16 protein-coding genes, 1 tRNA gene and 1 pseudogene are annotated in these 24,440 nt (G+C 59.6%); 12 read left to right on the top strand and 6 right to left on the bottom strand.

Annotated features, from left to right (window positions below):
* The first annotated feature begins 34 nt into the window (after positions 1–34).
* Positions 35–2,038, top strand: a complete 2,004-nt coding sequence (locus QEG70_RS04550) for a hypothetical protein (protein WP_308719581.1) — start codon at positions 35–37, stop codon at positions 2,036–2,038.
* Between the two features lie 606 nt (positions 2,039–2,644).
* Positions 2,645–2,920 (top strand): annotated as a pseudogene (locus tag QEG70_RS04545) (transposase); the annotation flags it as partial.
* 22 nt (positions 2,921–2,942) lie between these two features.
* Here QEG70_RS04545 and QEG70_RS04540 read toward each other — a convergent pair.
* From QEG70_RS04540 to QEG70_RS04530, 3 genes are all read right to left on the bottom strand, one after another.
* Entirely contained in the window at positions 2,943–3,290 is a 348-nt protein-coding gene (locus QEG70_RS04540) for a hypothetical protein (protein WP_308719580.1), read from the bottom strand.
* Between the two features lie 231 nt (positions 3,291–3,521).
* Positions 3,522–4,562: a UDP-glucose 4-epimerase GalE gene (gene galE / locus QEG70_RS04535; RefSeq protein ID WP_308719579.1), complete on the bottom strand. Its 1,041-nt coding sequence runs from the start codon at positions 4,560–4,562 to the stop codon at positions 3,522–3,524.
* A 529-nt stretch (positions 4,563–5,091) separates the two neighbouring features.
* Positions 5,092–6,081 carry a glycosyltransferase family 2 protein gene (locus QEG70_RS04530; protein WP_308719578.1) on the bottom strand — a complete coding sequence of 330 codons (990 nt, stop codon included), beginning with the start codon at positions 6,079–6,081 and terminating at the stop codon, positions 5,092–5,094.
* Positions 6,082–6,464: 383 nt separating this feature from the next.
* On the opposite strand from QEG70_RS04530, the gene QEG70_RS04525 reads away from it, so the two are divergent.
* The 6 genes from QEG70_RS04525 to QEG70_RS04500 all read left to right on the top strand — a co-directional run bounded on the left by QEG70_RS04525 (position 6,465) and on the right by QEG70_RS04500 (position 17,323).
* Positions 6,465–8,696 carry a peptidase domain-containing ABC transporter gene (locus QEG70_RS04525; protein ID WP_308719577.1) on the top strand — a complete coding sequence of 744 codons (2,232 nt, stop codon included), beginning with the start codon at positions 6,465–6,467 and terminating at the stop codon, positions 8,694–8,696.
* Complete coding sequence (locus tag QEG70_RS04520; RefSeq protein WP_308719576.1) at positions 8,693–10,147, top strand: HlyD family type I secretion periplasmic adaptor subunit; 1,455 nt, start codon at positions 8,693–8,695, stop codon at positions 10,145–10,147. The genes QEG70_RS04525 and QEG70_RS04520 overlap by 4 nt, the downstream gene beginning before the upstream one ends.
* Positions 10,148–10,158: 11 nt before the next feature.
* Entirely contained in the window at positions 10,159–11,904 is a 1,746-nt protein-coding gene (locus QEG70_RS04515) for a tetratricopeptide repeat protein (RefSeq protein WP_308719575.1), read from the top strand.
* Positions 11,901–14,834, top strand: a complete 2,934-nt coding sequence (locus tag QEG70_RS04510) for a glycosyltransferase (protein WP_308719574.1) — start codon at positions 11,901–11,903, stop codon at positions 14,832–14,834. The genes QEG70_RS04515 and QEG70_RS04510 overlap by 4 nt, the downstream gene beginning before the upstream one ends.
* Positions 14,835–14,913: 79 nt before the next feature.
* The gene (locus QEG70_RS04505) at positions 14,914–16,047 is read left to right on the top strand and encodes a hypothetical protein (RefSeq protein ID WP_308719573.1); all 1,134 of its coding nucleotides are present in this window, start codon (positions 14,914–14,916) and stop codon (positions 16,045–16,047) included.
* 28 nt (positions 16,048–16,075) lie between these two features.
* Positions 16,076–17,323, top strand: coding sequence for a glycosyltransferase (locus tag QEG70_RS04500; protein WP_308719572.1), 1,248 nt, complete (start codon positions 16,076–16,078; stop codon positions 17,321–17,323).
* Between the two features lie 105 nt (positions 17,324–17,428).
* On the opposite strand, the gene ppa is transcribed toward QEG70_RS04500, so the two are convergent.
* Positions 17,429–17,956, bottom strand: a complete 528-nt coding sequence (gene ppa / locus QEG70_RS04495; protein ID WP_061272287.1) for an inorganic diphosphatase — start codon at positions 17,954–17,956, stop codon at positions 17,429–17,431.
* 263 nt (positions 17,957–18,219) lie between these two features.
* Here ppa and QEG70_RS04490 point away from each other — a divergent pair.
* The 4 genes from QEG70_RS04490 to QEG70_RS04475 all read left to right on the top strand — a co-directional run bounded on the left by QEG70_RS04490 (position 18,220) and on the right by QEG70_RS04475 (position 21,893).
* Positions 18,220–18,293 (top strand) — tRNA-Ile (locus QEG70_RS04490).
* Between the two features lie 98 nt (positions 18,294–18,391).
* On the top strand, positions 18,392–20,071 hold the full coding sequence (ettA, locus tag QEG70_RS04485) for an energy-dependent translational throttle protein EttA (RefSeq protein ID WP_308719571.1): 1,680 nt from the start codon (positions 18,392–18,394) through the stop codon (positions 20,069–20,071).
* Between the two features lie 75 nt (positions 20,072–20,146).
* A complete protein-coding gene (locus QEG70_RS04480; RefSeq protein ID WP_308719570.1) occupies positions 20,147–20,677 on the top strand; it encodes a GNAT family N-acetyltransferase in 531 nt (176 codons plus the stop codon).
* Between the two features lie 232 nt (positions 20,678–20,909).
* On the top strand, positions 20,910–21,893 hold the full coding sequence (locus tag QEG70_RS04475) for an isoaspartyl peptidase/L-asparaginase family protein (RefSeq protein WP_308719569.1): 984 nt from the start codon (positions 20,910–20,912) through the stop codon (positions 21,891–21,893).
* Between the two features lie 384 nt (positions 21,894–22,277).
* Here the strand turns inward: QEG70_RS04475 and QEG70_RS04470 are convergent, their stop codons facing one another.
* Together QEG70_RS04470 and QEG70_RS04465 are read right to left on the bottom strand one after the other, a co-directional pair.
* A complete protein-coding gene (locus QEG70_RS04470) occupies positions 22,278–23,360 on the bottom strand; it encodes a hypothetical protein (RefSeq protein WP_308719568.1) in 1,083 nt (360 codons plus the stop codon).
* Between the two features lie 459 nt (positions 23,361–23,819).
* The gene (locus QEG70_RS04465; protein WP_308719567.1) at positions 23,820–24,434 is read right to left on the bottom strand and encodes an MlaC/ttg2D family ABC transporter substrate-binding protein; all 615 of its coding nucleotides are present in this window, start codon (positions 24,432–24,434) and stop codon (positions 23,820–23,822) included.
* Between the last annotated feature and the right edge of the window lie 6 nt (positions 24,435–24,440).

The following is a 24,440-nucleotide window of genomic DNA, read 5'->3' as shown; positions in this document are numbered from 1 at the left end:
ATAGATAAATATAGATACGAGACTAGGAACCGTTATGGCTTACAATAAGAACAAAAAAAAGTTTATATGGGGGATAGCTTTTCTTATATTTTCTGTATTTCTAGTCATGACAGTTCCAACTTGGAAATATGTTAAATCGTATACTCTATTTTCCCGCAATGGGGCAGATGTATACCGTGGTCGGTTCTTTTCGCCTGCGGAAGACACACAAATTCCATGGAGTGACGGCGCTTCCGGCAACGGCCGGGCTCGTGTTGAGCGTGATGGCAGAACCGTTATAGAATGGAATTCTGGCGCAGGTAACGATTTTTATAAAATTTTAAAAGGCGATAGTATCTGCCCGGAAACAAGCGAACGAAGCTCACAATCCGCTTCGTGTATTACTGTAGAAAATGACGGGTGGTTGGTTAACCATACGGGCAAAGATCCCTGGTGGTCATCACGCGTAGCAAAGCATGTCTACCCAGGTATTTATCTGACAACTTTCCTCCGTGCCATGTCTCCCGATGATGTTGTGTTCACTTCATTATGGGCTCCTCAACGCACCGTAACAGTTCCACTGCATGTTGGCCTTAATCGCATAAATTTACGATCGATCGCACATGCTCATGTGCTTTTGATCGTCTCCAGTGTACTGTTTGCTGGCCTTTGCGCAGGCATACTCACGTGGTGTATCGTTTATTATAAAAATATATGGCATATGCTGTCTGAAGTGCCAGTATTTTCATGCCTTCTAGCTGTTCAGATTGCCATTCAGTATGTATCTGTTTTTCCTGGCATGTTTGCCAGTGATATTATAGTGCATGATACTTTGATGGCTCAATTCTATACGTGGTATTCTTCTTTTTACATCATGTATCAATTTATCATTCATCCATTTTTCCCATTGTTTATACAATTACCGCAAGTTCTGTTGTATTTTTCTGTCAGTGTTTATCTGGCATACCATCTTAAAAAATTAAGAATGGGTAAACTATGGATATCGTTATATTTTGTTGTGCAGGCATTTAGCCCTGTTGTTTTTTCTATGCTTTTTGTTCAGCAACGTATGTTTGTCGCTGCAGAAATACTGTTTTCTGCGTTTATCATCGTTGGCATCCGTATTAGTCAGAAGCAGAGCGTTGGGACGCTTGGCTACGTTTTCTTATTGATGGCGGCTCTTCTTCGTCCAGAGTATTGGTCTTTTCTGATCCTTAGTATTGCCTATGATGCATATATAAATAAAGATAAATTTAAGGTTGCAAAATCGTTTTTAAATATTGTGATTGCTACAGGAATTATTAATTTCTTGATTCCAGCAATAGAAGGCGTACCTATTAATCAAGAAAATGAAAAGTATAAAATGATTAGCGCGCTCGATCTTTTGCGGCCATACGTTAATTGCAATAAAAGCAATCCTGATGATGTGGCAGCATTCGATACGATAGGTGGAATTGAAGCATATTGTACAGTAAAAGAAGACTATTTTTTCTGGAAATTTGTTGCCAAGGTTAAATATCCCGAAAGAAAGGTGGCATATGACAGGCTAAACAAGCTACTGAATCATGATTTATTAAATGATCCACGACCAGAGATTATGCGTACCACAACACGACTATCAGAACTGTCGCTGTGGCCTGCATGGGAGATCTATGATCGTTATCAAGATAAGACATTGGACTCGGTGTATACACCGTGGGTATTTACGCCATCAATTTTCAAATTTTATGCTGATGCTGCTGGCATGGTGCCTGATTATAAATGGCAGGCTCCTCTCTCCTCTGCGGTAACAAAATTTTATTATAAAATATCGGTTTTCATTCCTATGGGGATATGGCTGCTATTTTGTACTTTTTGTATTCCATTGCTTGTGAGAAATCGGATAATCATTTTAATAAATTATATGATAATATCTATTATCGCATTATGTGCTTTTGCGTCGCCAGCGCCCAAATTCTGGTCGTACATGATACTGGTCTGGATTTGGGGCATGCTGATTCTGCCGCTTTGGGCTCTTATTCAAAAAGGTTGGCTGCCACAAAAGAAGGCCCAATCCTGATGAAATCCAGTATTATTTTCACGCTATTATCTGGCGCAGGATGGTTTGCAGATCTTGTAATATTTTCATGTCTAGTGACGCTGCTGCATTTCTCACCGGCGTCATCAAATATTATAAGCTCTACAATAGCTGCCATGACTGTGCACGTCATTTCCAGACGTATTATTTTCAAAGTAAAATTTTTTGATTTTAAGTATTTTATGTCGTATTTCATTCACACGGAATTTTTTATTTTTGTCTGGTCTTTTTTAATTAAAATATTATCGCATAATTTAAGCTTATATTTTTATGTTGATCATAATTTATCTGCAATTTCATCAAAAATCATTGTAACTCCGCTTTCTCTTATTGTTAATTATCTCGCAACTATGGTTTTGTCGAAGAAAAGTCATAATTGATCAGAATTTTATTTTTATTTACACTTAGGAAAAAGGTAGGACAGAAATATTGAGTCGGTCTGACGGATAGTAGGGTAGAACATCTGCAGTCCGACTTCCTGATATAGAGCAGGATATCAAGGTTTATGGGAAGGTGACTCTAGGGCCTGTTAGCCCTTGAATGACAGAGCGGACTGCATAGCTGTTTATGATGAGCATGATGTAGTCTATCTTTTCCGATACTGCATGGTCCGTCTGGGAGCCTTTGATCGAAGCGAAGAGCAAGACCCCACCGAAGAACCTTCGACGGACGATTTCCGCGATTTTCTGGCGCCATCAAAACGGTGCAAAATGGCGCGCCCTGCCATCTGAGTTTGGTCCCTGGTGGATTGCCGCACAGTTGTTCATTCGCTGGTCGAAGCGCGGAGTATGGCAGCGCCTCTTTGAAAAGGCCCAAGACAGGGACCAGACCTTCGGTATGGTCTTTCTCGATGGTACGATGATTCCTGTCTCCCCCTTCGGGCGACTCAGGTCGCCTTGTGATGGACACGGATCGTCGTCCCATCGATAAAACTATGCCGCGTTATCCCTGCCTGTGATTTTTTCAAAGAGGCACACACCGAGCTTCGACTAGCGAATGAACAGTTGCGCCGTAATCCAGCAAGGGCCAGACTCAGGTGGCAGGACATGCCATTTGCGCGGTTCTGATGGTACCAGAAAATTGTAGATATCGCGTCCGCCGCAGGTTCTGTGGACAGGGTTTGCCATGCAGATAAAGGTCCCGGATCAGCAACATCCAGACAGCTTGGGACTGATAAGAAAAAACAGGCTGCATCAATGCTTATCTCAAATAGATAGATAGTCTGTTCGGTCATTCAGGACCTGACAACTCTATTCTGTCATTTAAGGTCTGATAAGTCATAGGAAAGTATGCTGACCCGGCACAATACTGATCTATTGATGACCAGATGTTTCGCCTGATAAGAATCTAGGCAACCGTAAGGTCTGGCACAGGCTGCTGTGCAAAGGGCGATTGATCGCGCGTGCTACAGTGTACTTTATAATAAATGGATTTTAATTAAATTCGGTTATTTAAGAAAATATTATTATGTCCCAACATTACACTGCATGAGAATTATCTCATCATCTTTGGATATTTGCGCGTCATCATATCCATGTGGATGGTGTTCGCGCCAGCGCAGGGCTGTTTCTACAATGCTGTCAATGTCGTGATATTGTGGGTTCCAGCCAGTGTCCTGGCGGATATGGGAGGAATCCGCGACCAGGATGGCGGGATCACCCGGGCGGCGGTCTGCCCATTCCCACGGTACCTTCCGGCCACTGACCCGCTCCACGCTCTGGAGGATCTCCAGATTGCTGAATCCCCTGCCGTTACCAAGATTGTAAGTGACGGACGCATGTTCCAGTTGATCGATAACCCGGATATGGGCATCGGCCAGATCCGTCACATGCACATAATCGCGGACACAGGTTCCATCAGGCGTATGATAATCGTTGCCGAATATCTTGAGCATGGGGCGCAGGCCAAGGGCGGCATCAATGGTGAGGGGAATGAGATGTGTTTCCGGCCGGTGGTCTTCACCCAGGCGGCCGAGCGGGTCAGCACCCGCAGCATTGAAATACCGCAGGCATGCGCTTCGCATGCCACAGATACGGTCTGCCCATATCAGCGCGCGTTCAATGAAATATTTGCTGTCGCCATAAGGCGAGCTGGGATCGATCACGGCATTATCCGCGATCGATTCGCAATGGTTTTCCCCATTGAACAGGGCCGCGGTAGAGGAAAACACAAAGCGTTTGACGCCGTGATCCGTGCAGGCCTCAATCAGATTGAGGGAGTTGATCGTATTCTGGCCCAGATAATAAAAGGGGCGCTCAACTGATTCACTGACAGAGGAAAGGGCGGCGAAATGAAACACTACATCCCAGTTTTCCTGGCTGACAGCGTTCCGCGTTGCCTGTGCATCCGCGAGATCAATATTCCAGAAACGTACGCCCGGCGGCACTGCAGCCAGGTGCCCCGTGCTCAGATTGTCGAGGATGACAACCTCATGTCCTGCGTCCAGTAGGCTGATGATAACATGGCTACCTACATAACCCGCGCCACCTGTAACAAGACATTTCATTGCAGTTATATACTTTCTTAATGAATGCGATATCAATCACATAAATTTTTTAGCAGCCATGCCTCTCCCTCATGGGTAGCTTGATGCGCATGTTCATGCATAAGAGCCCTTTTTGGAACTTTGAGGACCGGCATCTGCTATGGGCTCACCCCTTCGTTTGGTGATGTGGATCGTGGCGCGTGCCATATCAACACAGAATTCGCAACCCTTAAGATGTGATTCAACCGAATCATTCAGCAAAGCATCCGTTCTGCTTTCTCGTTAACACGGGCAAGCGGTCAAAGTCCTTACCTTCTGGCCGGGCACTGGAACATTGGCCTCAATTTAAAAGAGAAGGCTGCCTTCATCAACCGCAAACGAGTCCGGACATAACCAGTGCAGTCAAGGCTTTATGCACGCACCCGCCTAGGGTCGGCAACAGCCAGCTCGGCACGAATGGAAAAGGCACAGGCAGCGATGCTGCATTCATGGCCTGCTACGGTGGCGTGGGCCTGTTTCTGGCTTTATCGGGCCCTGAACGGGTAGCGTATCATGCTGGCGCGGAAGGGTTGCCTGCAGGGAACCCTTCTTTTTCTTCTATATGGTAGCGAGGGCGTTCCTTTGTCTCAAGGTATATTTTGCCGACATATTCCCCAACGATACCCAGAGACAGCATCTGTATGCCGGTTGCGGCGAAAAGCGCGACAATGACAAACATCCAGCCGGACACGCAGCCCTTCAGTATCCAGTATGCCATGACGCTCAGAAAGAGCAGGACCGAAATGGCGCCGATTGCAGCACCCACAAATGTAATCAGCCTGAGCGGGCTGACCGTCATGGAAGTGATGCCTTCCATGGCCAGGGCAAGCATTTTCCGTAAAGGGTATTTGGAAACGCCAGCCATGCGTTCCTTGCGGTCGTAATAGACCTCTTCTGCGGGAAAGCCGACCAGGGGCACAAGGCCGCGGATGTAGATGTTCCTCTCATGATATTCCAGCAGGGCGGCGCAGGCACGCTGGCTGAGAAGGCGGAAATCGGCATGATTGAAAACCTGCTTCACCCCCATGAAGGTCATCATGCGGTAGAAGAGTTCCGCCGTGGTGCGTTTGAAAGCCGTATCGGTCTGGCGTGAGGCCCGCACACCATAAACAACTTCATGTCCTGCCATATAGGACTGCACCATCTTGCCTATGGCGTGGATGTCATCCTGCAGGTCGGCATCAATGCTGACAATGGCATCGGCCTGCGTCGCGTTGGCCAGCCCCGCCAGCAGCGCCGCCTGGTGGCCCTTGTTGCATGACAGCTTGAGCCCGCGGACGAAGGAATGCTCTTTCGCGGCGGCACTGATCTGCTGCCACGTATCATCCCGGCTGCCATCGTCAACGAACAGTATGTAACTTTCCGCCTGCACCAGGTTCCGTCGGATCATGTCATTCAGATATTCCCCCATTTCGCGCAAGCAAAAGGGAAAAACTTCTGTTTCATTGTAACATGGAATGACAATGGCAAGGCGCGGAACGGAATTGGGGTTCAGGTTCATATATTTGTATATCGATAACGATTGAGGGGAAGATATAAATAAAAATGATTGACTTTTTTATATGCAGTCAATCGTGCGGAAAGTCAAAAAATAATCTGGTCATGGGCGGCCATCCCTCAACGCTGCCCGGCACATGCAATTCCGGCAGTATTCGCTGCACGGGCAGCCAGACGCGGGGCGTCCATGACCGCAGCAGAAAAACGGGGCCGTTTCTGTCGCGCAATACACACCCATGACACGACATTGCCACGGCATTCATCCCCCTGTGGTGTGGGCCGGGCATTTTATCGGTGCTGGACACCGGGGGTGTTAAGGAACTTTTTGCTTTCTGCTCCTACCTTTGGCCGCATCACTAGACAGGGCGTGCAACGCGAAGGGGTGCCGTGGGCCATCAAGACCAAGCAGGTGATGGCGTCGGGGGGCAGGCCGCGCCACGGCGCGCGCCGGAACTGATCCGCCTGCAGGCCGTGCTGTGCGCGGCACGCTTTCATGGCATTGACCTCGACGTGCGTGATTTTGCCGGGGAAGAGGGCGAGAGCGCCCCCTCCATTCCCGCCCTTGCGCGCTGGGTGGAGGAAAATGGCGGCACCGCAAGGGGCATGCGCCTGCAATGGCGCGATCTCGTGCGCCTGCGCGACGTGCCGCCGGTCGTGCTCATGTTTGCTGATGGCTCGGCGGGGCTGATGGTGGGGGCTGATGAAGCCAGTGGTGTGGTCTGGCTGGCCGATCCCTTCGCCAGCCCCGAGGCGCCTCCGGTCGCGATCGATGCCCTGCGGCTTGAAGCGGTCTGGACGGGCGACGTGCTGCTGGTGCGCGGCCAGCATGACAGCACGCGCCCCGAGCCGCCGATCGATTTCGCGTGGCTGCGCCGCCTCGTTCTGGGCGAGCGCAGGCTGCTGCGTGATGTGTTGCTGGCCTCCATCGTGATCAGCGTGCTGGCCATTTTTCCGCCGCTCATCGTCATGCAGGTGATCGACCGGGTGGTGAATTTTCATTCCATGGCCACACTGGTCTCGCTCACCGGGCTGGTCGTGGTCATGGCGGTGTATGAAATCCTGCTCACGCATGCGCGGCGCGAGATCACGCTTGTGCTGACCACGCGGCTCGATACACGCATCTCGCTGGCCGTGTTCGACCGGCTGCTCGCCCTGCCGCTGGAGTTTTTCGAGCGCGAACAGGCGGGCAACATCATTGGCCGCATCAGCGCCATCTACAAGGTGCGGCAGTTCATGACCGGCAAGCTGCTGGGCACGTTCCTTGACCTGTTCACCCTGCTGGTGGTGCTGCCCTTCCTGTTCTGGCTCAGCACCACGCTGGCATGGATGACCGTTGTGGGCGCGGCGCTGATTGGCGTCATCATCCTGCTGGCCATGCCCACCGTGGGGCGGCTGATCAACCGGCAGATCCGCGCCGAAATGGCCCGCAGCGCCGCACTGTATGAAACGGTTGCCGGCATCCGCACCGTCAAGACGCTGGCGCTGGAGCCGGTGCGCCGCGCGGTGTGGGATGAAAAGACCGCCGATGTCGTCACCGCCTCGCTCGATGCCGGGCGCATGGGCAACTGGGTGGGCACGGCGGTCATGCCGCTCGACCTGTTCATCAATCGCGGCATCATCCTCATCGGGGCGTATATGGCCATTACCTCCACGACCTCGGGCATGGAGGCGGGCGCGCTCATGGCGTTCATGATGCTGGGTGGCCGCGTAGCCGCGCCGCTGGTGAGCATGGCCCGGCTGATCGATGACCTCAACGAGGTGCGCGCCGCCCTGGCCGAGACCGGCTCCGTGCTCAACCGCCCGACCGAGACCCGCGCGCTCACCACCGGCCTGCGCCCGCCGCTGCACGGGGCGCTGTCGTTCAGCAATGTGTGCTTTACCTATCCCGGCGCCTCGGCCCCCGCGCTGGATGACATCACCTTCAGCGTGCCTGCGGGCACCATGCTGGGGCTGGTGGGGCGCAGCGGCTCGGGCAAGTCCACCATCACGCGGCTGCTGCAGGGCGTAAGCCGCAGCTATACCGGCCACCTGCGGCTTGATGGCATCGACCTGCGCGAGATCAACCTGACCTACCTGCGTCGTTCATGCGGCGTGGTGCTGCAGGACAACTTCCTGTTTCGCGGCACCATTCGCGACAACATCATCGCAGGCCGGCCGGGCCTGACGCTGGAGGACGTGGTGCGCGCCGCCCGCCTTGCGGGAGCCGAGGAGTTCATCGAGCGCATGCCCGCGGGCTTCGATACCTGGATCGAGGAGGGATCAACCAACATTTCCGGCGGCCAGCGCCAGCGCCTCGCCATCGCGCGCGCCGTGATTTCCGACCCCAAGCTCATGATCCTCGATGAAGCCACCTCCGCCCTTGACCCCGAGAGCGAGGCAGTGGTCAACGCCAACCTGCGCCACCTTGCGCGCGGGCGCACCATGGTCATCGTGTCGCACCGGCTGGCCTCTTTGGTGGAATGCCACCAGATCTGCGTGCTCGACCACGGGCGGGTGGTCGATATCGGCACGCATGCCGAACTGCTGGGGCGCTGCACCATCTACCGCACGCTGTGGATGCAACAGAACAGCGTGGCTGAAACCGGATCGCTCACCGCCATGCACGGAGATGCAGCATGAGCGGGCAGGCGCTCATCCCGCCGCCTGATGCGCAGGGTGGCCCTGCGGAAGGGGCGATCCTGTCCGTGCTGCCACCGCCCACGGCGGATGTGCCAACTGACCTGCCCCCCGCGCTGCTGTCCTTTTACTCGCCAAGCGCAGCACTGGTCGGCCTGCCGCCGTCGGATGCCGCGCGTTATGTGGTCTGGCTGATCGCGGCCCTTGCGGGGGCGGGGCTGCTGGTCATGACCTTCCTGCCGCTTGACCGGGTGGTGAGTGTCAATGGCAGGCTCACGCCGTTTGATGAGACGATGGTCATCCAGCCGCTCGAGACCGCGATCATCCGCTCGATCGACGTGCATGAGGGCGACAGCGTGCGCAAGGGGCAGGTGCTCGCCCGCCTCGACCCCACCATGACCGATGCCGACGTGACCAACCTGCGCCGCCAGGTCATGGCCTATCGCGCCGAAGTGGCGCGCCGCACCGCCGAGGCCGCGGGCCAGCCCTATAAAGCGGATGTGAATGATCCTGCCTCTGTGCAGGAGGCAGCGGCCTTTTTGCGGCGTGAAGCCGAATACACGGCCCAGATGGCCAATTACGACCGCCAGATCGCGGGGCTGAAAAGCGAGTTGCAGGGCTATGAGGCCAGTGCCGCGATGTATGCCGCCCGCGCCCGCGTGGCACGTGACGTGCAGGACATGCGCACCCGCCTGCAGCACGAGCAGGTGGGCAGCAGGCTCTCCACGCTGGCGGCGCAGGACAGCCTGATGGAGGTGGTGCGCTCGCAGGTTTCCGCCCGGCACGAGGCGGACAGCACCCGCGCCCGCCTTGATGGCATGACGGCGCAGCGCGATGGCTATGCCAGCAACTGGCACGCCACCGTATATCAGGATCTTGCCCTGGCCCAGCACCGCCTGGCCGATGCCGAGGGCAGCTACAGCAAGGCCATGCTGCACCACGACCTTGTCATCATGCGCGCCGACCGCGATGCGGTGGTGCTGAGCATCGCCCATCTTTCCGCAGGCTCTGTCATTCAGGCCGCCAGCCCGCTCATGACACTGGTGCCCGCTGCGGCCACGCTCGATGTCGAGGCCACGCTGCGCGGGGTGGATGCGGGCTACGTGCGCGCGGGCGATCACGCGCTGCTCAAATTCTCGGCCTTTCCCTACACGCAGTATGGCGGGGGTGATGCCACGGTGCGCGTCATCAGCCCGGATGCGTTTACCGATGCCTCAGGCCATGCAGGCGGGGCCGGGGCACAGACGGGTGAAGAGGATGGCGACCCGATGAACGCTTTCTACCGCGTGCGCCTGTCCATTGACCGTTACACCCTGCATGGCGTGCCGCCCTTCTTCCACCCGCAGCCCGGCATGCCGGTCGAGGCCGATATCCATATCGGGCGGCGCACCATGATGCAGTACCTGCTCAACCGCCTGCTGCCTGCCGTGACCGACGGCATGCGCGAACCCTGAGCGGGGGCGGTATGCGCAAGCTGTTTTCCCGCTGGCGGGAGGGATTCTCCGCGCAGGGGCGGTTGCAGCGGGCCATGGGCTGGCTGGAGCATGAAGGCCGCGCCCCGCAGGGTTTTGCCCTGTTGGGCAGGCTGGCACAGGAGGGCATGGTGGCCGCGCAGTACCAGGTGGCCCGCGCCTATCTGGAAGGCTGTGGCGTGCCGCGCAGTCCCGCCGAGGGCGTGCGCTGGATGCACCGCGCCGCGACCGCCGGGCATGCCGAAGCCTGTTTTGCCATGGCGCTCATGCTGCTGGTTGACCCGCCTGATGGCAGGGGAGGGGATGGCCTGCTGCCAGCAAGCCTGCCCGCAGGCATAGAACACTGGCCCGACCCTGTTGCTGCCACCGGCTGGGCGCAGCGTGCGGCCACACTCGGCTTGCCCGATGCACAGGCACTGTATGGCTACCTGCTGGCCTGCGGGCCTGACAGCGTGCGCGACCCGGAGGCGGCGCGCCTTTGGTGCGCGCGCGCGGCGCAGGCAGGGTGCCCGCAGGGTGATCTGGGGCTGGCGGTGGCGCATCTTGCGGCTCAACCACCGGGAACCGACCCCGATGCGGTGGCCGCCCTGCACCGGGCGGCACAAGGCGGCCTGCCCACCGCGCAATACATGCTGGGCCTGTTGCATGAGCGCGGCTGGGGCATGGCGCGTGATACGGGTCAGGCCGTGCTGTGGTACGGGCGGGCGGCGGAACAGGGCGTGCGCCCCGCGCAGGCCCGCTATGGCGCGCTGCTGCTGCATGACCGGGCGGATGGCCCGCGCAATATGCTGATGGCCGAGACATGGCTGCGCCGCGCGGCCCTTGGCGGCGACCGCGAGGCCGCCGCCCTGCTGGGCGACCTGCATGCACGCGGCGAGGCGGCGATTCCCGCCGATCATGAAGCCGTGGCGTGGTACCGCATGGCGGCAGAACACGGTCATGCGCTGGCCTGCCGCATGCTGGCCGTGCTGTACCAGCAGGGGCGCGGCGTGGCGGCTGACCCTGACCTGGCCCGCCAGTGGCTGGAACGCGCGGCGGACCTTGGTGATGTCACCGCCATGAGCGAGCTTGCCGCAACCCTGCTGGCAGGCAGGGCGGAACAGGCCGTCACCCGGCCCGCACGGATTGATTTTGAACCGGCGGCACAGGTGGGTGACCCGGTTGCCATGTTCAACCTTGCGGTCAGCCTGCATGAGGGCGTGGGCCGGCCCACCGACCGCGCGGCGGCAGCCATGTGGATGGAACGCGCCGCCCGCGCGGGCGTGGTCAATGCCGCCTACTGGCATGGCCGCATGCTGCTTGAGGGCGATGGCATGGCGGCTGATCCACAACAGGCGCGGCAGTGGCTGGAGCAGGCCGCCACGTTTGGCCTGCCCGAGGCCTGTCTTGCCGCAGCCCAGCTCCGGCTGGAAGGACGCGGCGGCCCGCGCGACCATGCGGGGGCGCTGGCCCTGTATCACAAGGCCGCCGCCGCTGGCCGGGCGGAGGCCATGTTCTCGCTCGGCGCGCTCTATGGCGGCGGCCATGACATCCCGCCCGACCGGGTGCAGGCCTTGCGCTGGTTCCTTCAGGCGGCTGAGGCAGGCCACGCGCTGGCGCAGATGATGGCGGGGCGCTACCTCGCACGCGGGCTGACCGGGCGCGTGGACGTGCCACAGGCGCGTCACTGGCTGGAACAGGCCCTTGCGCAAGGGCTTGAGGCCGCGCGGGCCGATTACGCGCAACTGGCGGGCGGATGAACCGCCAACCGCCCCATGCCGTGCCGGAGAAAGAGGTCACCGCCGCCATGCGGCAGGCATGGCGGCTGGCAGCGGCGGGGCAGCATGCGCAGGCCGTGGCGTGGATGGGGCGCGCGGCCCGCATGGCCTCCGGCGACAGGGCGGTCCGTTTCGCGCAGGCGGCGGTGCTGCTGGGCGCCGGGCAGGCGATGCAGGCCGCGCAGGGCATCGAGCAACTCATGGTCGGGCAGGAGTTCCGCGCAGGGCTGAAGCTGCTGGTGCTGGCCCTGTGCGGTGCCGGGGCATGGAGTCGGGCTGCGGCGGCGCTCGAGCGCTTTTTTACCCGTTATGGTTTCGACCCCGATCTGTGCCGTGCGGCAACGCTCGTATGCCAGCGCACGGGACAAACCGGCTGGTGCGCGCCTGACCCCGATGGCGTGTTGCACTGGGGCGGCCTGCCCGTGCCCGCCCGGCCTGAAATCCTGCTCGATGGCCAGCCCTGCCCGGTGCAGCCGGGCAGCGGTTTGCGGCTGCCCCCGCACTGGCGGCATGGGGGCGAGATCGTGGTACGCCATGCGGGTGCGGTGCTGCTTGGCGGTCGCCCCGACCGCGCGGCCTTGTGCGCAACACTTGGCGCCATGTGGCCCGATGACCACGGGCTGGCAGGCTGGGCCTTCATGCCCGCCCGGCCTGATCATTGTCCTGTGCTGCACCTGATCGATGCCAGGGGCAGGCGGCCCCTCACGCTCACGCGCGGCAAGGTGGGCCGACAGGACAGCGCGGCAGGCCCCGGCCTGCCGGTCTGGACGTTTCATGTGCCGTGGCAGGCCATGGCAACAGGGGGCAGCGTGCGGGTGGTGCGGCCTGACGGGCGGGATCTGTCCGGCTCGCCGCTGCCCATCGGGCTTCCCGCCGCCTGGCCCGTCTTTCCTGCCATGCGTGGCCGTGGCGTGGCACCGGTGCGCGTGCCGCCGTGTGCCACGCAATGCAGGATCGTCATTCCCGTCTATGCCGACCGCGCTGGCACGCTGGCCTGTATCGACAGCGTGCTGGCCAGCCTTGCGGCCTCGGCGCAGGCCACGACCGAGATCATGGTGGTGGATGACGCCACGCCGGACCCTGACCTCGCCCGCGCGCTGGACGCGCTGGCGTGGCAGGGGCGTATCGTGCTGCGCCGCCATGCCCATAACCGCGGCTACCCGGCGGCGGTGTGCACTGCGCTGGCCGATGCGCAGGGCCGTGACGTGGTGCTGCTCAACAGCGATACACTGGTCGCACCCGGCTGGCTGGAGGAGATGCGGCATGTGGCCTATGCCCGCGCCGACACGGGCACCGTCTCGCCGCTTTCCAACGATGCCACCATCCTCACATGGCCCGCCCCTGCACGCCCCGCACCGCTGACGGGTGGCCTTGCAGCCGTGCGGCGGTTGATGGACGCGGCAAGGCGGGCCAATGGCGGGCAGGATGTCGAGATTCCCACCGCGCATGGCTTCTGCATGTTCATCCGCCACGACTGCCTGCGTCAGACTGGCGGCTTCCGTCCCGAACTGTTTGGCCGGGGGTATGGGGAGGAAAATGATTTCTGCATGCGCGCACGCCTGGGTGGCTGGCGGCACCGGGCGGCGGTGGGCGCGTTCGTAGGGCATGTGGGGGGCGTGTCGTTTGCCAGCGCGCGGGCGGACCTGCTGCGGCGCAATATCTGGATTCTGAACCGGCTCTTTCCCGGTTATGACGCGCTGGTGGCGGCCCATATCGCAGCCGATCCGCTACGGGTGGCGCGGCACAGGCTGTCGGTGCTGGTGTGGTGCCGGGGCATGGTGGAGGCAGGTCTGGCGGGAGCGGTGCTGCTGGTCAGCCATGGCGAAGGCGGCGGGGTGGCGCGCGTGGTGCGGGCACGGGCACGGCACGCGCTGGCGGCGGGGCGGTTGCCAGTCGTGCTCGACCCCACGCCCGAGGGATTCGTGCTGCGCGATGGCAGGCCCGATGCCCACTGGCCGGACCTGAATTTTGCGTGGCCCGCGCAGGAAACAGCCCTTGTAACCCTGCTGCGCGCGCTGGGCGTGAGGCAGGTCGAGATCCATCATCAACTGGGCCACGATGGGCGCGCGCGGGCTTTGTGCCGTGTGCTGGCGCTGCCCTATGAATATTACGTGCATGACTATGCCGGACTGTGCCCGCGCGTCACATTGGTGGGGCCTGCGGGGCGCTATTGCGGCGAGCCGGATGCGGCGGGGTGTGCGGCGTGCGTGAGCGTGCTCGGCTCCGTGGTGGGGGAGCGGGATGTGGCGCGCCTGCGCCGCGACACGGCCCGTGACCTTGCGGGTGCGCGGCGGGTGATCGTGCCCTCGGCGGAGGTTGCGTTGCGGCTGGGCCGGTATTTCCCTCATGTTACGCCCCATGTGCACGCACTGGAGGATGATGGCCCCGCGCTGTCCCTGCCGCAGTTCGCAGCCCGCGATGCCACGCCTGCCGCCACCGGTCTGCCGCCGCGCAATAAGCGCTGCCGGGTGGTGATCGTGGGCGGGATCGGGCTGGAAAAAGGCCATGCCATCGTGCTTGCGGCGGCCATGGATGCGCGCGCGCGTGACCTGCCGCTGGAATTCGTGGTGGTGGGCCACACGGCGGATGATGCCGCCCTGCAGGAAACGGGCCGCGTGTTCGTGACCGGCCACTATGACGAGGCGGATGGCCTGGCGCTGGTGCGTGGCTGCGCGGGCGATGTGGGCTTCCTGCCCGCGCTGTGGCCCGAGACATGGTGCTTCACGCTCACGCTGCTGTGGCGGGCGGGGCTGGGGGCCGTGGCGTTTGATATCGGCACCATCGCGCAGCGCATCCGCGCCACGGGGCGGGGCACATGCGTGCCGCTGGGGCTGCCCGTTCACCAATTGAATACGTTTTTGCTGTCTTATGCACGGATCGGGCATGACGTTGCACGCCCGGCCTGTTCCTGACCCGTTGCGAGAGGCCCGCCTTGACCTATCCCGCCTTTGTCCGTGCGCCCGTGCCGTTCCTTTTGCTGGTCGAGCGGCCATGATGCAGACCGCAAGCGAACCCGCATCCGTGGCAAAGCCTGATACCGTGCAGGCCACCGCACGGCTCATGCAGCTTGAAGCGGGTCTGTACTGCCTGTTTCATGCGGCCCTGTCCGCCCCCACGCGCTTCGGAAAGCTAACGGGCATGCGCGTCAGCGTGCCGCCGGGCAATGATGGGGTGCGGGTCAGCACGTTTGACGCGCAGGGCTGGATCGGGGCCAGCGGCGGTGCTGCGCTGGTCATGGTGGCCGCAGGGGGCGGTGCGGTGCTGGTCACCACCTATCGCGAGCCTGATGCGCCCGGTGAACTGCCTGCCCTGCAGATTGTCCGCCTTGGCAGCCCGGCCGCGGCCCGGCCTGCCACCGAGCCGGCACGTGGTGCGCAGGCGGCACCCGCGCCGGGTAGCATGATTGCCCATATCCAGCACCGTGGCGATGTGCGGGCCGAACTTGGGGCCTGGATGGGCGAGAGCGGGAGCGGGCACTGGCTGGAGGGGTTTGCCATCCAGCCCGCCCCCGGCGTGGCTCCGGCCGATCTCGAATATCAGGCCATACTGGGGCAGGACTGGTTCTCGCCCTGGGTGAGCGGGGGCGCGTATTGTGGCAGCCGGGGCATGGCGCTGCCCCTGCTGGGCCTGCGCGTGCGGCTGAAGGGGGCGGCGGCTGAAGCCTGCGAATGCGAGGTGGAAGCCAGCTTTACCGATGGCAGCCGCATCGGGCCGGTGGCGGATGCGCCGGTCATGGCCGCAACACAGGCTCCGCTCGAGGCTTTTCGCGTGGTGGTGCGGCCCAAGCACCCGGTTCAACCGCCTGCCCCGGCGCAGGGTGATGCAGGCATGGAAGATCAGGTGCTCGATGCGCTGGCCCCGCCCGTAGCTCCCGCGCCGCCTGTAGGGCGGGTGAGGCGGGGCAGGCGCGTGCCGCCGCAGCAACGCAGGGAACCATCCGGCGCGGTAGAGGCCGCGCAGGACGATGCCCCGCCTGAAAAAACGAAGCGCAAGGCGCAGGCCAGCCCGGGCCAGCCCGTGCCGTGGTGGCACCGCAAGCCCGGTGGCGCGGCGGTCTCGCCCGCCCGGTCGCCCCGGCGTGGGGGCGCAACACCCCGCAGGCCCGGCGTGCTGGCCGGTTCATGACTGCAAGTGGCGGGCGCGGAGGGCGTGCATGAAATATCTGTTCGTGCACCAGAATTTTCCGGCCCAGTTCGTGCACCTGCTGCGCGACCTGCGCGGGCAGGGCGGCAACGAGATCATTTTCATCAGCGAATCAGGAACGTCGCACATGGCGGACGTGCGCCGGGTGTCCTACCGCCTGCCGCCCGCGCCGGAACTGGCCGCACCGGGGCCGGTGGCGGAACTCGCCCGCGCCATGCAGCGCGCGGCAGCGGTAGCAAAGGCGGCCCGCGCCCTGCGGGAGCTGGGCTATGTGCCCGACATCATCATCGGCCACCATGGCTGGGGCGAGATGCTGGACCTGCCCGATGTGTATCCCGGCGTGCCGATGCTGGGTTATTATGAGTTCTTCTATCATCCCACCGGGCTGGATGTGGGCTTCGACCCCGAATTCGCCCCGCCTGCCGATGTGGCGCCGCTTATTCGCGCCCGCAATACGCTCAACCTGCTGGCCCTTGCCCTGCCGGGGTGGGGGCATACGCCCACGCGCTTCCAGCACGCGACCTATCCCGACTGGGCGCGCCCGCGCCTGACCCTGCTGCCTGAAGGGGTGGATTTGCAAAAATGCGCGCCCGACCCGCAGGCCCGCTTGCGCCCCTTCACGCTGGGCCATGTGGTGGTGCAGCCCGGCGAGAAACTGGTCACCTATGTTGCGCGTGACCTTGAGCCGTATCGGGGTTTTCATGTGTTCATGCGCGCGCTGCCGCATATTTTGCGGGCGCGGCCTGATGCGCGGGTGGTGCTGGTTGGCGGCAATGGGGTCAGCTATGGCGGTCCCGCGCCGGGCGGGCAGACATGGCGGCAGCACATGCTGGCCGAACTTGGCGGCGTGCTGGACATGCGGCGCGTACATTTTGCGGGCAGGGTGGAATATGATGATTTTCGCCGCCTGCTGCAGCGATCGGACGTGCATGTCTACCTGACATACCCGTTCGTGGCATCATGGTCATTGCGTGAGGCCATGGCCTGCGGCTGTGCCATCGTGGGCAGCCAGACGGCGCCAGTGCAGGAATTCCTGCGCGATGGGCAGACTGCGCGGCTTGTGCCCTTCCTCGCGCCAAGGCGCATTGCGCAGGGCGTGGTGGAACTGCTTGAGGATGAGGGGCTGGCGGCGCAACTACGGGCCAATGTCCGCACCCACGCCGTAAAAACGCTGGCCATGCAGGACTATATGGCGCGCTACCATCAACTGATCGGGGAACTGACCCAAGGTGGCAGCAGGCTCATCAACGCAGCCTGAGTAAAGAGGATAAAAGTTTTTGGGTGCCGCCTTTTTTCAAAAAGGCGGCGTTTTTTCAAAGTTTTCTGAAAAAAGCTTCACCAAAAACTTTTATCCGGTAGCGGCTTACTTGCCAGCGACGGCCTTGACGGATTCAAGGATCACTTCGCCCGCGACCTTCTTGTCGGCCCAGCCTGCAACCTTGACCCACTTGCCCTTTTCCAGGTCCTTGTAGCGGGTGAAGAAGTGCTCGATCTCCTTGAGCACGATCTCGGGCAGGTCCTCGAGCTTTTCCACGTTGGAATAGTACGGGTGCACCTTGTCGTGCGGCACGCAGATGATCTTTTCGTCCTGGCCGCTCTCGTCTTCCATGCGCAGCACGCCGATGGGACGCGCGCGCACCACAACGCCGGGCACCACGGCGGCGGGCATCAGTACCAGCGCGTCGGTCGGGTCGCCATCGGCGGCCAGCGTGTTGGGAATGAAGCCATAGGCCGCCGGATAGACCATGGGCGTGAACAGGATGCGGTCCACCACCAGCGCGCCGCTATCCTTGTCGATCTCGTACTTGACGCCTGAACCCTGCGGAATTTCGATCACGACGTTGATGTCGTTGGGTACGTCCTTGCCGGGGGAAATCTTCGATACGTCCATTGCTGTTCAGGCCTCCTGCTGCCTGTAATGTGCGTTAAGGGCCACCCCAGAGCGGGGCGGCATGAATTAACGGGGGATGACGGTATATCTCCCCGCGTTTCCTGTGCAAATCATGTTCCGTGGCAGGGTGGCCAACCATGAGCCAGATCATGAACGTGTTTTTTTTATGGCGATATCGCCTGTAGCACTGAAAAAATTACGCACAAAAAGCCACGTTGACCTTGCCAAAACCCGCGACATGCGCGAGATCAGGGGCTGCCTGCGCGCCCGTAGCTCAATTGGTTAGAGCGGGCCGCTCATAACGGCTTGGTTGCGGGTTCAAGTCCTGCCGGGCGCAGGCTTTTCAGCATGCGGCGCGGCGGGCATGCCCCGGTGTAGCCCACGCCGCGCGGTGACTTGACCATTTTCTCATCAGTTTATCAGGAGCCGACCGTCATGGCCGCCACGCAATATGTCTATGTGATGAAGGACCTGACCAAGGCGTATCCGGGTGGGCGTGAGGTCTTCAAGGGCATTACCCTGTCCTTCCTGCCCGGCGTCAAGATTGGCGTGCTCGGCGTCAACGGTGCCGGTAAATCGACGCTGCTCAAGATCATGGCGGGCGTGGAAAAGGAATTTGGCGGCGAGGCATGGGCCGCCGAGGGCGCGCGCGTGGGCTACCTCGAGCAGGAACCCAAGCTCGACGAGAGCCTGACGGTAGGCGAGAACGTGGCGCTGGGCTTTGGCGAGCTGAAAAAGGCCGTGGATCGCTTCAACGAGATCTCGATGAAGTTCGCCGAACCCATGTCCGATGACGAGATGAACACCCTGCTGGCCGAACAGGCCGAACTGCAGGAAGTGATCGACGCGGGCGATGGCTGGGAACTCGACCGCAAGCTCGAGATCGCGCTTGAAGCCCTGCGCTGCCCGCCGGCTGACAGCCCGGTTGAAAAGCTCTCCGGTGGTGAGCGCCGCCGTGTTGCCCTGTGCCGCCTGCTGCTTGAAAAGCCCGACCTGCTGCTGCTCGATGAGCCGACCAACCACCTTGATGCGGAAAGCGTGTCCTGGCTGGAAAAGACGCTGCGTGACTACGAAGGCACCGTGATGGTCATCACCCATGACCGTTACTTCCTCGATAACGTCACCAACTGGATTCTCGAGCTTGAGCGTGGCCGTGGCTATCCGTTCGAGGGCAACTACTCCTCCTGGCTGACCCAGAAGCGCAAGCGCCTGGCGCAGGAGGAAAAGGAAGAGAGCGCCCGCCAGCGCGCCCTTGCCGCCGAGCAGGAATGGATCGGCTCCTCGCCCAAGGCCCGTCAGGCCAAGAGCAAGTCGCGTATCGCGCGCTATGAGGAAATGCTGGCCCAGAACAACGAGAAGGCTAATGGCGTGGCCGACATCGTCATTCCGCCCGGCCCCCGTCTTGGCAGCACCGTTATCGAGGCCGAGGACCTGCGCAAGGGCTTTGGCAACCGCCTGCTGATCGATGACCTGAACTTCAAGCTGCCGCCGGGCGGCATCGTGGGCGTGATCGGGCCGAACGGCGCGGGCAAGTCCACCCTGTTCAAGATGATCATGGGCCAAGAGCAGCCCGATAGCGGCAAGCTGACCATCGGTGACACGGTCAAGCTTGGCTACGTGGACCAGTCGCGCTTCAGCCTTGATGACGACAAGACCGTGTGGGAGGAAATCTCCGGCGGGACCGACGTGATCTACCTTGGCAAGCGCGCCGTGCCGTCACGCGCCTATGTCGGCGCCTTCAACTTCAAGGGTGCTGATCAGCAGAAGAAAGTGGGCGTGCTCTCGGGTGGTGAGCGCAACCGCGTGCATCTGGCCAAGATGCTGCGGCAGGAAAGCAACGTGATCCTGCTCGATGAGCCGACCAACGACCTTGATGTTGATACGCTACGCGCGCTGGAAGAGGCTCTGGCCGAATTCGCGGGCTGTGCCGTCATCATCAGCCATGACCGCTGGTTCCTTGACCGTCTGGCCACCCACATCCTTGCCTTTGAGGGTGATAGCCACGTTGAGTGGTTCGAGGGTAACTTCCAGGCCTATGAGGAAGACAAGCGCCGTCGCCTTGGCCCGGATGCGACCGAGCCGAGCCGGATCAAGTACCGCCCCATCGAGCGCTGATTCCATTTGCCATCTTCCCCATTATCTGCCTTCAATAAAGGCCGGGTTCACGCTCCGGCTCTGAGGGAGGCAGTAATGGGATGTCGATATCACATACAGACAGGCCACCTGCAGCTTGATCCGGTCTCATGGACCGACCTTGAAGATGTCGTGCGGCTCAAGGCCAGCGCTGGCGTGACCGGGCGGCTTGCTGGCGGCGTGTGCAACCGCGTGCTGAGCGAGCAGGACATGCTGACCGATCTCATGACCTGGGGCCGCGAGGGCGTGGGCATGTTTACCGTGCGCCAGCAGGGGCGGTTCATCGGGCTGGCTGGCGTGCAGCCTTCCACCACCGTGCCTGACTGCCATGAATTGCAGTTCACCATGATAGCCGCCGCGCGTGATACGGCGCTGTCGCGCGAGGCAACGACCACGGCGCTGGCTTTTGCGCATGATGCGGGGGTGAGCCGCGTCATTGCCTATGTGCGTGAACATGACATCGTGGCCCGGCAGGTTTTTGGCGGGGCGGGCATGAGCGTGTGCCCGGAGAAGCCGGAGCGCTGTGGGCCGGATATCCTGCTCTATCATAGCCTGCGGGGCGCGCCCGCATGGGCCAGCTTGCATTAGAGACTGTTAGCCCCAACAAACCCTCAAATTATAAAAGTTTTTGGCGAAGCTTTTTTTTCAAAAAGCTTCGAAAGACGTCACTTTTTTGAAAAAAGGCGACACCCAGAAACTTTTCTTATTTTTTATCAATAATCTGTTTTCAATACGCGCCAGGTTGTGTGCGGAAGAAATCGTTTCCTGTCCGTATTATATCTGTAAACTCCCTGCCTTGGTGTTCCAAGGAGATGGACGGGTGAAAATACTTTCTGCGGCGTTGGCCTGCCTGCTGTGTTCCGTGGCGGTGCCGGCCCATGCGGCCGAGCCGGTGCTGGTCATTCATGGTGGGGCGGGCGTGATCCGCAAGGACATGACGCCTGCGCGTGAAAAAGCGGTCAAGGCAGCCCTCAGGCGCGCGTTGCGCACCGGCTACAAAAAGCTGAAAACCGGCGGACCCGCGGTCGAGGCCGTTGAAGCCGCCGTGCAGGTGCTTGAGGATGACCCGGAATTCAACGCAGGCAAGGGCGCAGTTTTCACGCATGATGGGCATAACGAGATGGATGCCGCGATCATGGATGGCGCAACCTTGCAGGCCGGGGCCATTGCGGGGGTGACGCATGTGCGCAACCCCATAACGCTGGCAGCAGCCGTAATGGCGCATTCACCGCATGTGTTCCTGATTGGCGATGGTGCGGAAGCTTTTGCCAGAACGCAGGGCGTGGCGCTGGTTGATCCCGCCTATTTCCGCACCGACCGGCGCTGGGCGCAGTTGCAGGAGGCGTTGGAGAAAGACCGGCAGAAGCAGGAGAAAGAAGCGGACACCCATCATGGCACGGTGGGCGCCGTGGCCCTTGACCGTAACGGGCATCTGGCGGCAGCGACCTCCACAGGGGGGCTGACGGACAAGATGTGGGGCCGCGTGGGCGATTCGCCCATCATTGGTGCTGGAACATACGCCAATGCAGGCTGCGCCATGTCAGGCACGGGATGGGGTGAATATTACATCCGCACGGTCGCCGCCCATGAAATCTGCATGCGGGTGACGATGATGCACCAGCCACTGGCCCAGGCGGCGGATGAGGTGATCAACCACGAAATTCCAGCACTTGGTGGTGATGGCGGCGCGATCCTGCTCGATGACAGGGGCAATATCGCCATGCCCTTCAACACGGATGGCATGTACCGGGGCTGGATCACGCATGATGGCGTGGCTCATGTCGCCATTCTCAAGGGCGACTGACGGCGTTCTGAAACCGTCTGGCGACCCTTTTGGGCACTTGGGGGAAGGGCGGCATGTCCCCGTTCTTCCCTGCAAGAATAGATGGGTTTGGTTACGGTGATGACCTCGACGGTGTGGGCAGGACGCATTCTTTCTGCTTGTCCTGACAGATGGGCCTGAACCGCCAGGTCTCCATATTCGGATGGGCCTGCCTGAGTTCATAGTAATCGTACAATTCTTTGTAATAGTAATCCATGGCCGGTATATTCTTTTTTATAAAATAATCTATGTAATTTTGATTGGCTGTCGGGTGCATGGCTTTTGAGAGAACAAAAAAGTCAAATAAAGCAATAAGAATTGACAGAGGAATGATTATTTTTTTTGGCATGGATTTAACGCCTCCGTCTAGTAGAAGTAATGTGAATCGTTAAACCACATTGCGGAAATGATTATATTCAGAAAAAAAACACCCAGAACGGCATAGTTGGTAAATTTTTTACTTTTGTAATCAAAAAGCCGAGCAAAAATCATGACAAACAAAGGGTTGCCCATGATGTATCGATGCAGTGAGTCCACACCGGAACTGATGGCGCACAGGAACGTGACTGCCAGGATCGATGTTTCCAGGTACATCCGCTTTTTAAAGCCGTAATACAGGAAAAACATGTCGATAAATGCTGAGATCAGCCCGTTGATCCGGTGCCCATGCCGAATGGCCTCCAGGAGCCACGCACCGGGAAACGCGAACTCGCGCCCCCAGCTTCGCTCCAGATGCGCGAAGGCCAGCGCATCACCGCTCAGATGATAGAGATAGAGCATATAGCCAGACAGCCCCAGGCTGCCGGCCATGATGGAAAAACCCCCGTTCAAGAAATCATTCAGGTTCCGTGCCCTGAGCGCCTCAATCATGAGATAGGCCCCACATGTGCCCACCAGCATGATGCCTGTGGGGCGGGTGAGGGTGGCAAGGAAAGCACACAGGAAGAGCGGGATGTATTTTTTTTCTTTTGCAAAATAAACAATGGCAATCGTTATGAGTGCATAAATACATTCCGTATATTGAATCTTGCACCATAAGGAGAATGGTGAAAGGCAAAGTAATAATATAAATAAAATATACTTCTGGCCATCAACGAATTTCTTGTAATATAGCGCGGCAAAAGCCACCATGAAAAAGAACAGCGTCTGGTTAAGCAGCAGCGCCGCGCCTTCGGCAGTCAGGCCCGTCAGATATTTAACACCTGCGGCAAGTCCCGGAAAAAGTGGGAAAAACGGCCACGCAGCCTTGCCTATATGGCGAAGCGACAGATAGACATCGGGCTGGTATCCATGCAGGATAATGTCTCTGTACCACAAACAGTCCCATTTGCAGGTACTGTAGGTGAGGCCGCCAAAAGGAATTGTTTCAAGATCAAAAACAACAAGCGAGAAGGCGACTACAATAAACGAAAAAAAGAGAATTTTATTCGCTTTCAGAATTTGCTTCATTTTTGCGTTCTCTTTTTTCTGATTATTATATGAAAACGATCTCTTTTATATAATTCTGGATGCCATATATTGAGTTGCGTCATATTGTATTGAGTAAATTGTTCAGGCATCGCCCCGTTATGCTGCCAGGGCAGAACGGCATGATATTCCGCCATCGGCGATGAATTTTCTGATCTCATGAAGTTAAAGATACAATATACGCATAGGGTTAATCGATGGAGAGGAGTTTGAGCACACTTTCCGCGTTATCGCAAAAATGTTGACCCCAAAATCCCCTGCAACATGGCCAGCAGGCTTCATGCATCGTGCCATTGTGGAGGCGCCCCTTTCTGACCCGCTGCGCACCCGGCTGGAAAATGCAGGCGGGGGCGTTTGCCAGCCGGGGGAACAGGGGCTCATCGCCATTAAAAAAGCCTGTACGAAACCGGCTTTTTTATGACATATCCACTATGGGCGCCGTTAGTGGTGATTGGCGATCTGCTTGTCGAGCGCGCGCAGCAGGGCATCTACATTGCCGCCATTGCGCGCAATGAAGGAGCCGTAATCCTGCCGCTGGGTCAGGCGCAGGCTTGCCCCTTCGCCCACCACGTCCACCACCTTGGGGCTGCCGCTGGCGGTGCTGATGATCCACTGCGTATCGGCGCCCGGCTGGCCGGGGCGGTTGATGACGGTGGAGACGGCCGTGTCATCGCCCGAGGGCGCGCTTGAGCCGACCACGAAGGTCACGCCACGGTAGTCACCGATCTTGTCGGTAATGGCATTGACCAGCACCTGATGGAACAGCTTGATGTAGCGGGCCTGCTGGTCAGGGGTTGCGGTGCGCCAGTAGCGGCCAAGGCAGTAGCGGCCGATGGCGTCAACATCCACATACTGCTCGAGCAGGGGCAGGATGTCCTGCTTCTTCTTTTCCAGCGAGATGTCGCTGTTGACGACGCCAACGAGCTTGTTGCCAAACATGGTGACGAAGGAACGGGCCTGCGCGCCGGCATCAACCGCCCATGCTGAAGCAACAGGCATGGTGGCGAGTGCTGCCAGCAGGGCCAGTGCGTGGCGACGGGGGATGAATCTCTGCATCGCTGT

Source organism: Komagataeibacter xylinus, assembly GCF_031081985.1.
GTDB classification, from domain to species: Bacteria; Pseudomonadota; Alphaproteobacteria; order Acetobacterales; family Acetobacteraceae; genus Komagataeibacter; species Komagataeibacter xylinus_E.
Note: the sequence above shows the minus strand (reverse complement) of the source record. Positions and strands in the feature narration are given on the sequence as shown.

What these genes read in the sequence shown, in the direction of transcription:
- QEG70_RS04520 (WP_308719576.1), top strand. Translation starts at nt 8,693, where the DNA reads ATGAGCGGGCAGGCGCTCATCCCGCCGCCTGATGCGCAGGGTGGCCCT.
- ppa (WP_061272287.1), bottom strand. Translation starts at nt 17,956, where the DNA reads ATGGACGTATCGAAGATTTCCCCCGGCAAGGACGTACCCAACGACATC.
- galE (WP_308719579.1), bottom strand. Translation starts at nt 4,562, where the DNA reads ATGAAATGTCTTGTTACAGGTGGCGCGGGTTATGTAGGTAGCCATGTT.
- QEG70_RS04505 (WP_308719573.1), top strand. Translation starts at nt 14,914, where the DNA reads ATGATGCAGACCGCAAGCGAACCCGCATCCGTGGCAAAGCCTGATACC.
- QEG70_RS04530 (WP_308719578.1), bottom strand. Translation starts at nt 6,081, where the DNA reads ATGAACCTGAACCCCAATTCCGTTCCGCGCCTTGCCATTGTCATTCCA.
- QEG70_RS04470 (WP_308719568.1), bottom strand. Translation starts at nt 23,360, where the DNA reads ATGAAGCAAATTCTGAAAGCGAATAAAATTCTCTTTTTTTCGTTTATT.
- QEG70_RS04465 (WP_308719567.1), bottom strand. Translation starts at nt 24,434, where the DNA reads ATGCAGAGATTCATCCCCCGTCGCCACGCACTGGCCCTGCTGGCAGCA.
- QEG70_RS04550 (WP_308719581.1), top strand. Translation starts at nt 35, where the DNA reads ATGGCTTACAATAAGAACAAAAAAAAGTTTATATGGGGGATAGCTTTT.
- QEG70_RS04480 (WP_308719570.1), top strand. Translation starts at nt 20,147, where the DNA reads ATGGGATGTCGATATCACATACAGACAGGCCACCTGCAGCTTGATCCG.
- QEG70_RS04500 (WP_308719572.1), top strand. Translation starts at nt 16,076, where the DNA reads ATGAAATATCTGTTCGTGCACCAGAATTTTCCGGCCCAGTTCGTGCAC.
- ettA (WP_308719571.1), top strand. Translation starts at nt 18,392, where the DNA reads ATGGCCGCCACGCAATATGTCTATGTGATGAAGGACCTGACCAAGGCG.
- QEG70_RS04515 (WP_308719575.1), top strand. Translation starts at nt 10,159, where the DNA reads ATGCGCAAGCTGTTTTCCCGCTGGCGGGAGGGATTCTCCGCGCAGGGG.
- QEG70_RS04510 (WP_308719574.1), top strand. Translation starts at nt 11,901, where the DNA reads ATGAACCGCCAACCGCCCCATGCCGTGCCGGAGAAAGAGGTCACCGCC.
- QEG70_RS04540 (WP_308719580.1), bottom strand. Translation starts at nt 3,290, where the DNA reads ATGACCGAACAGACTATCTATCTATTTGAGATAAGCATTGATGCAGCC.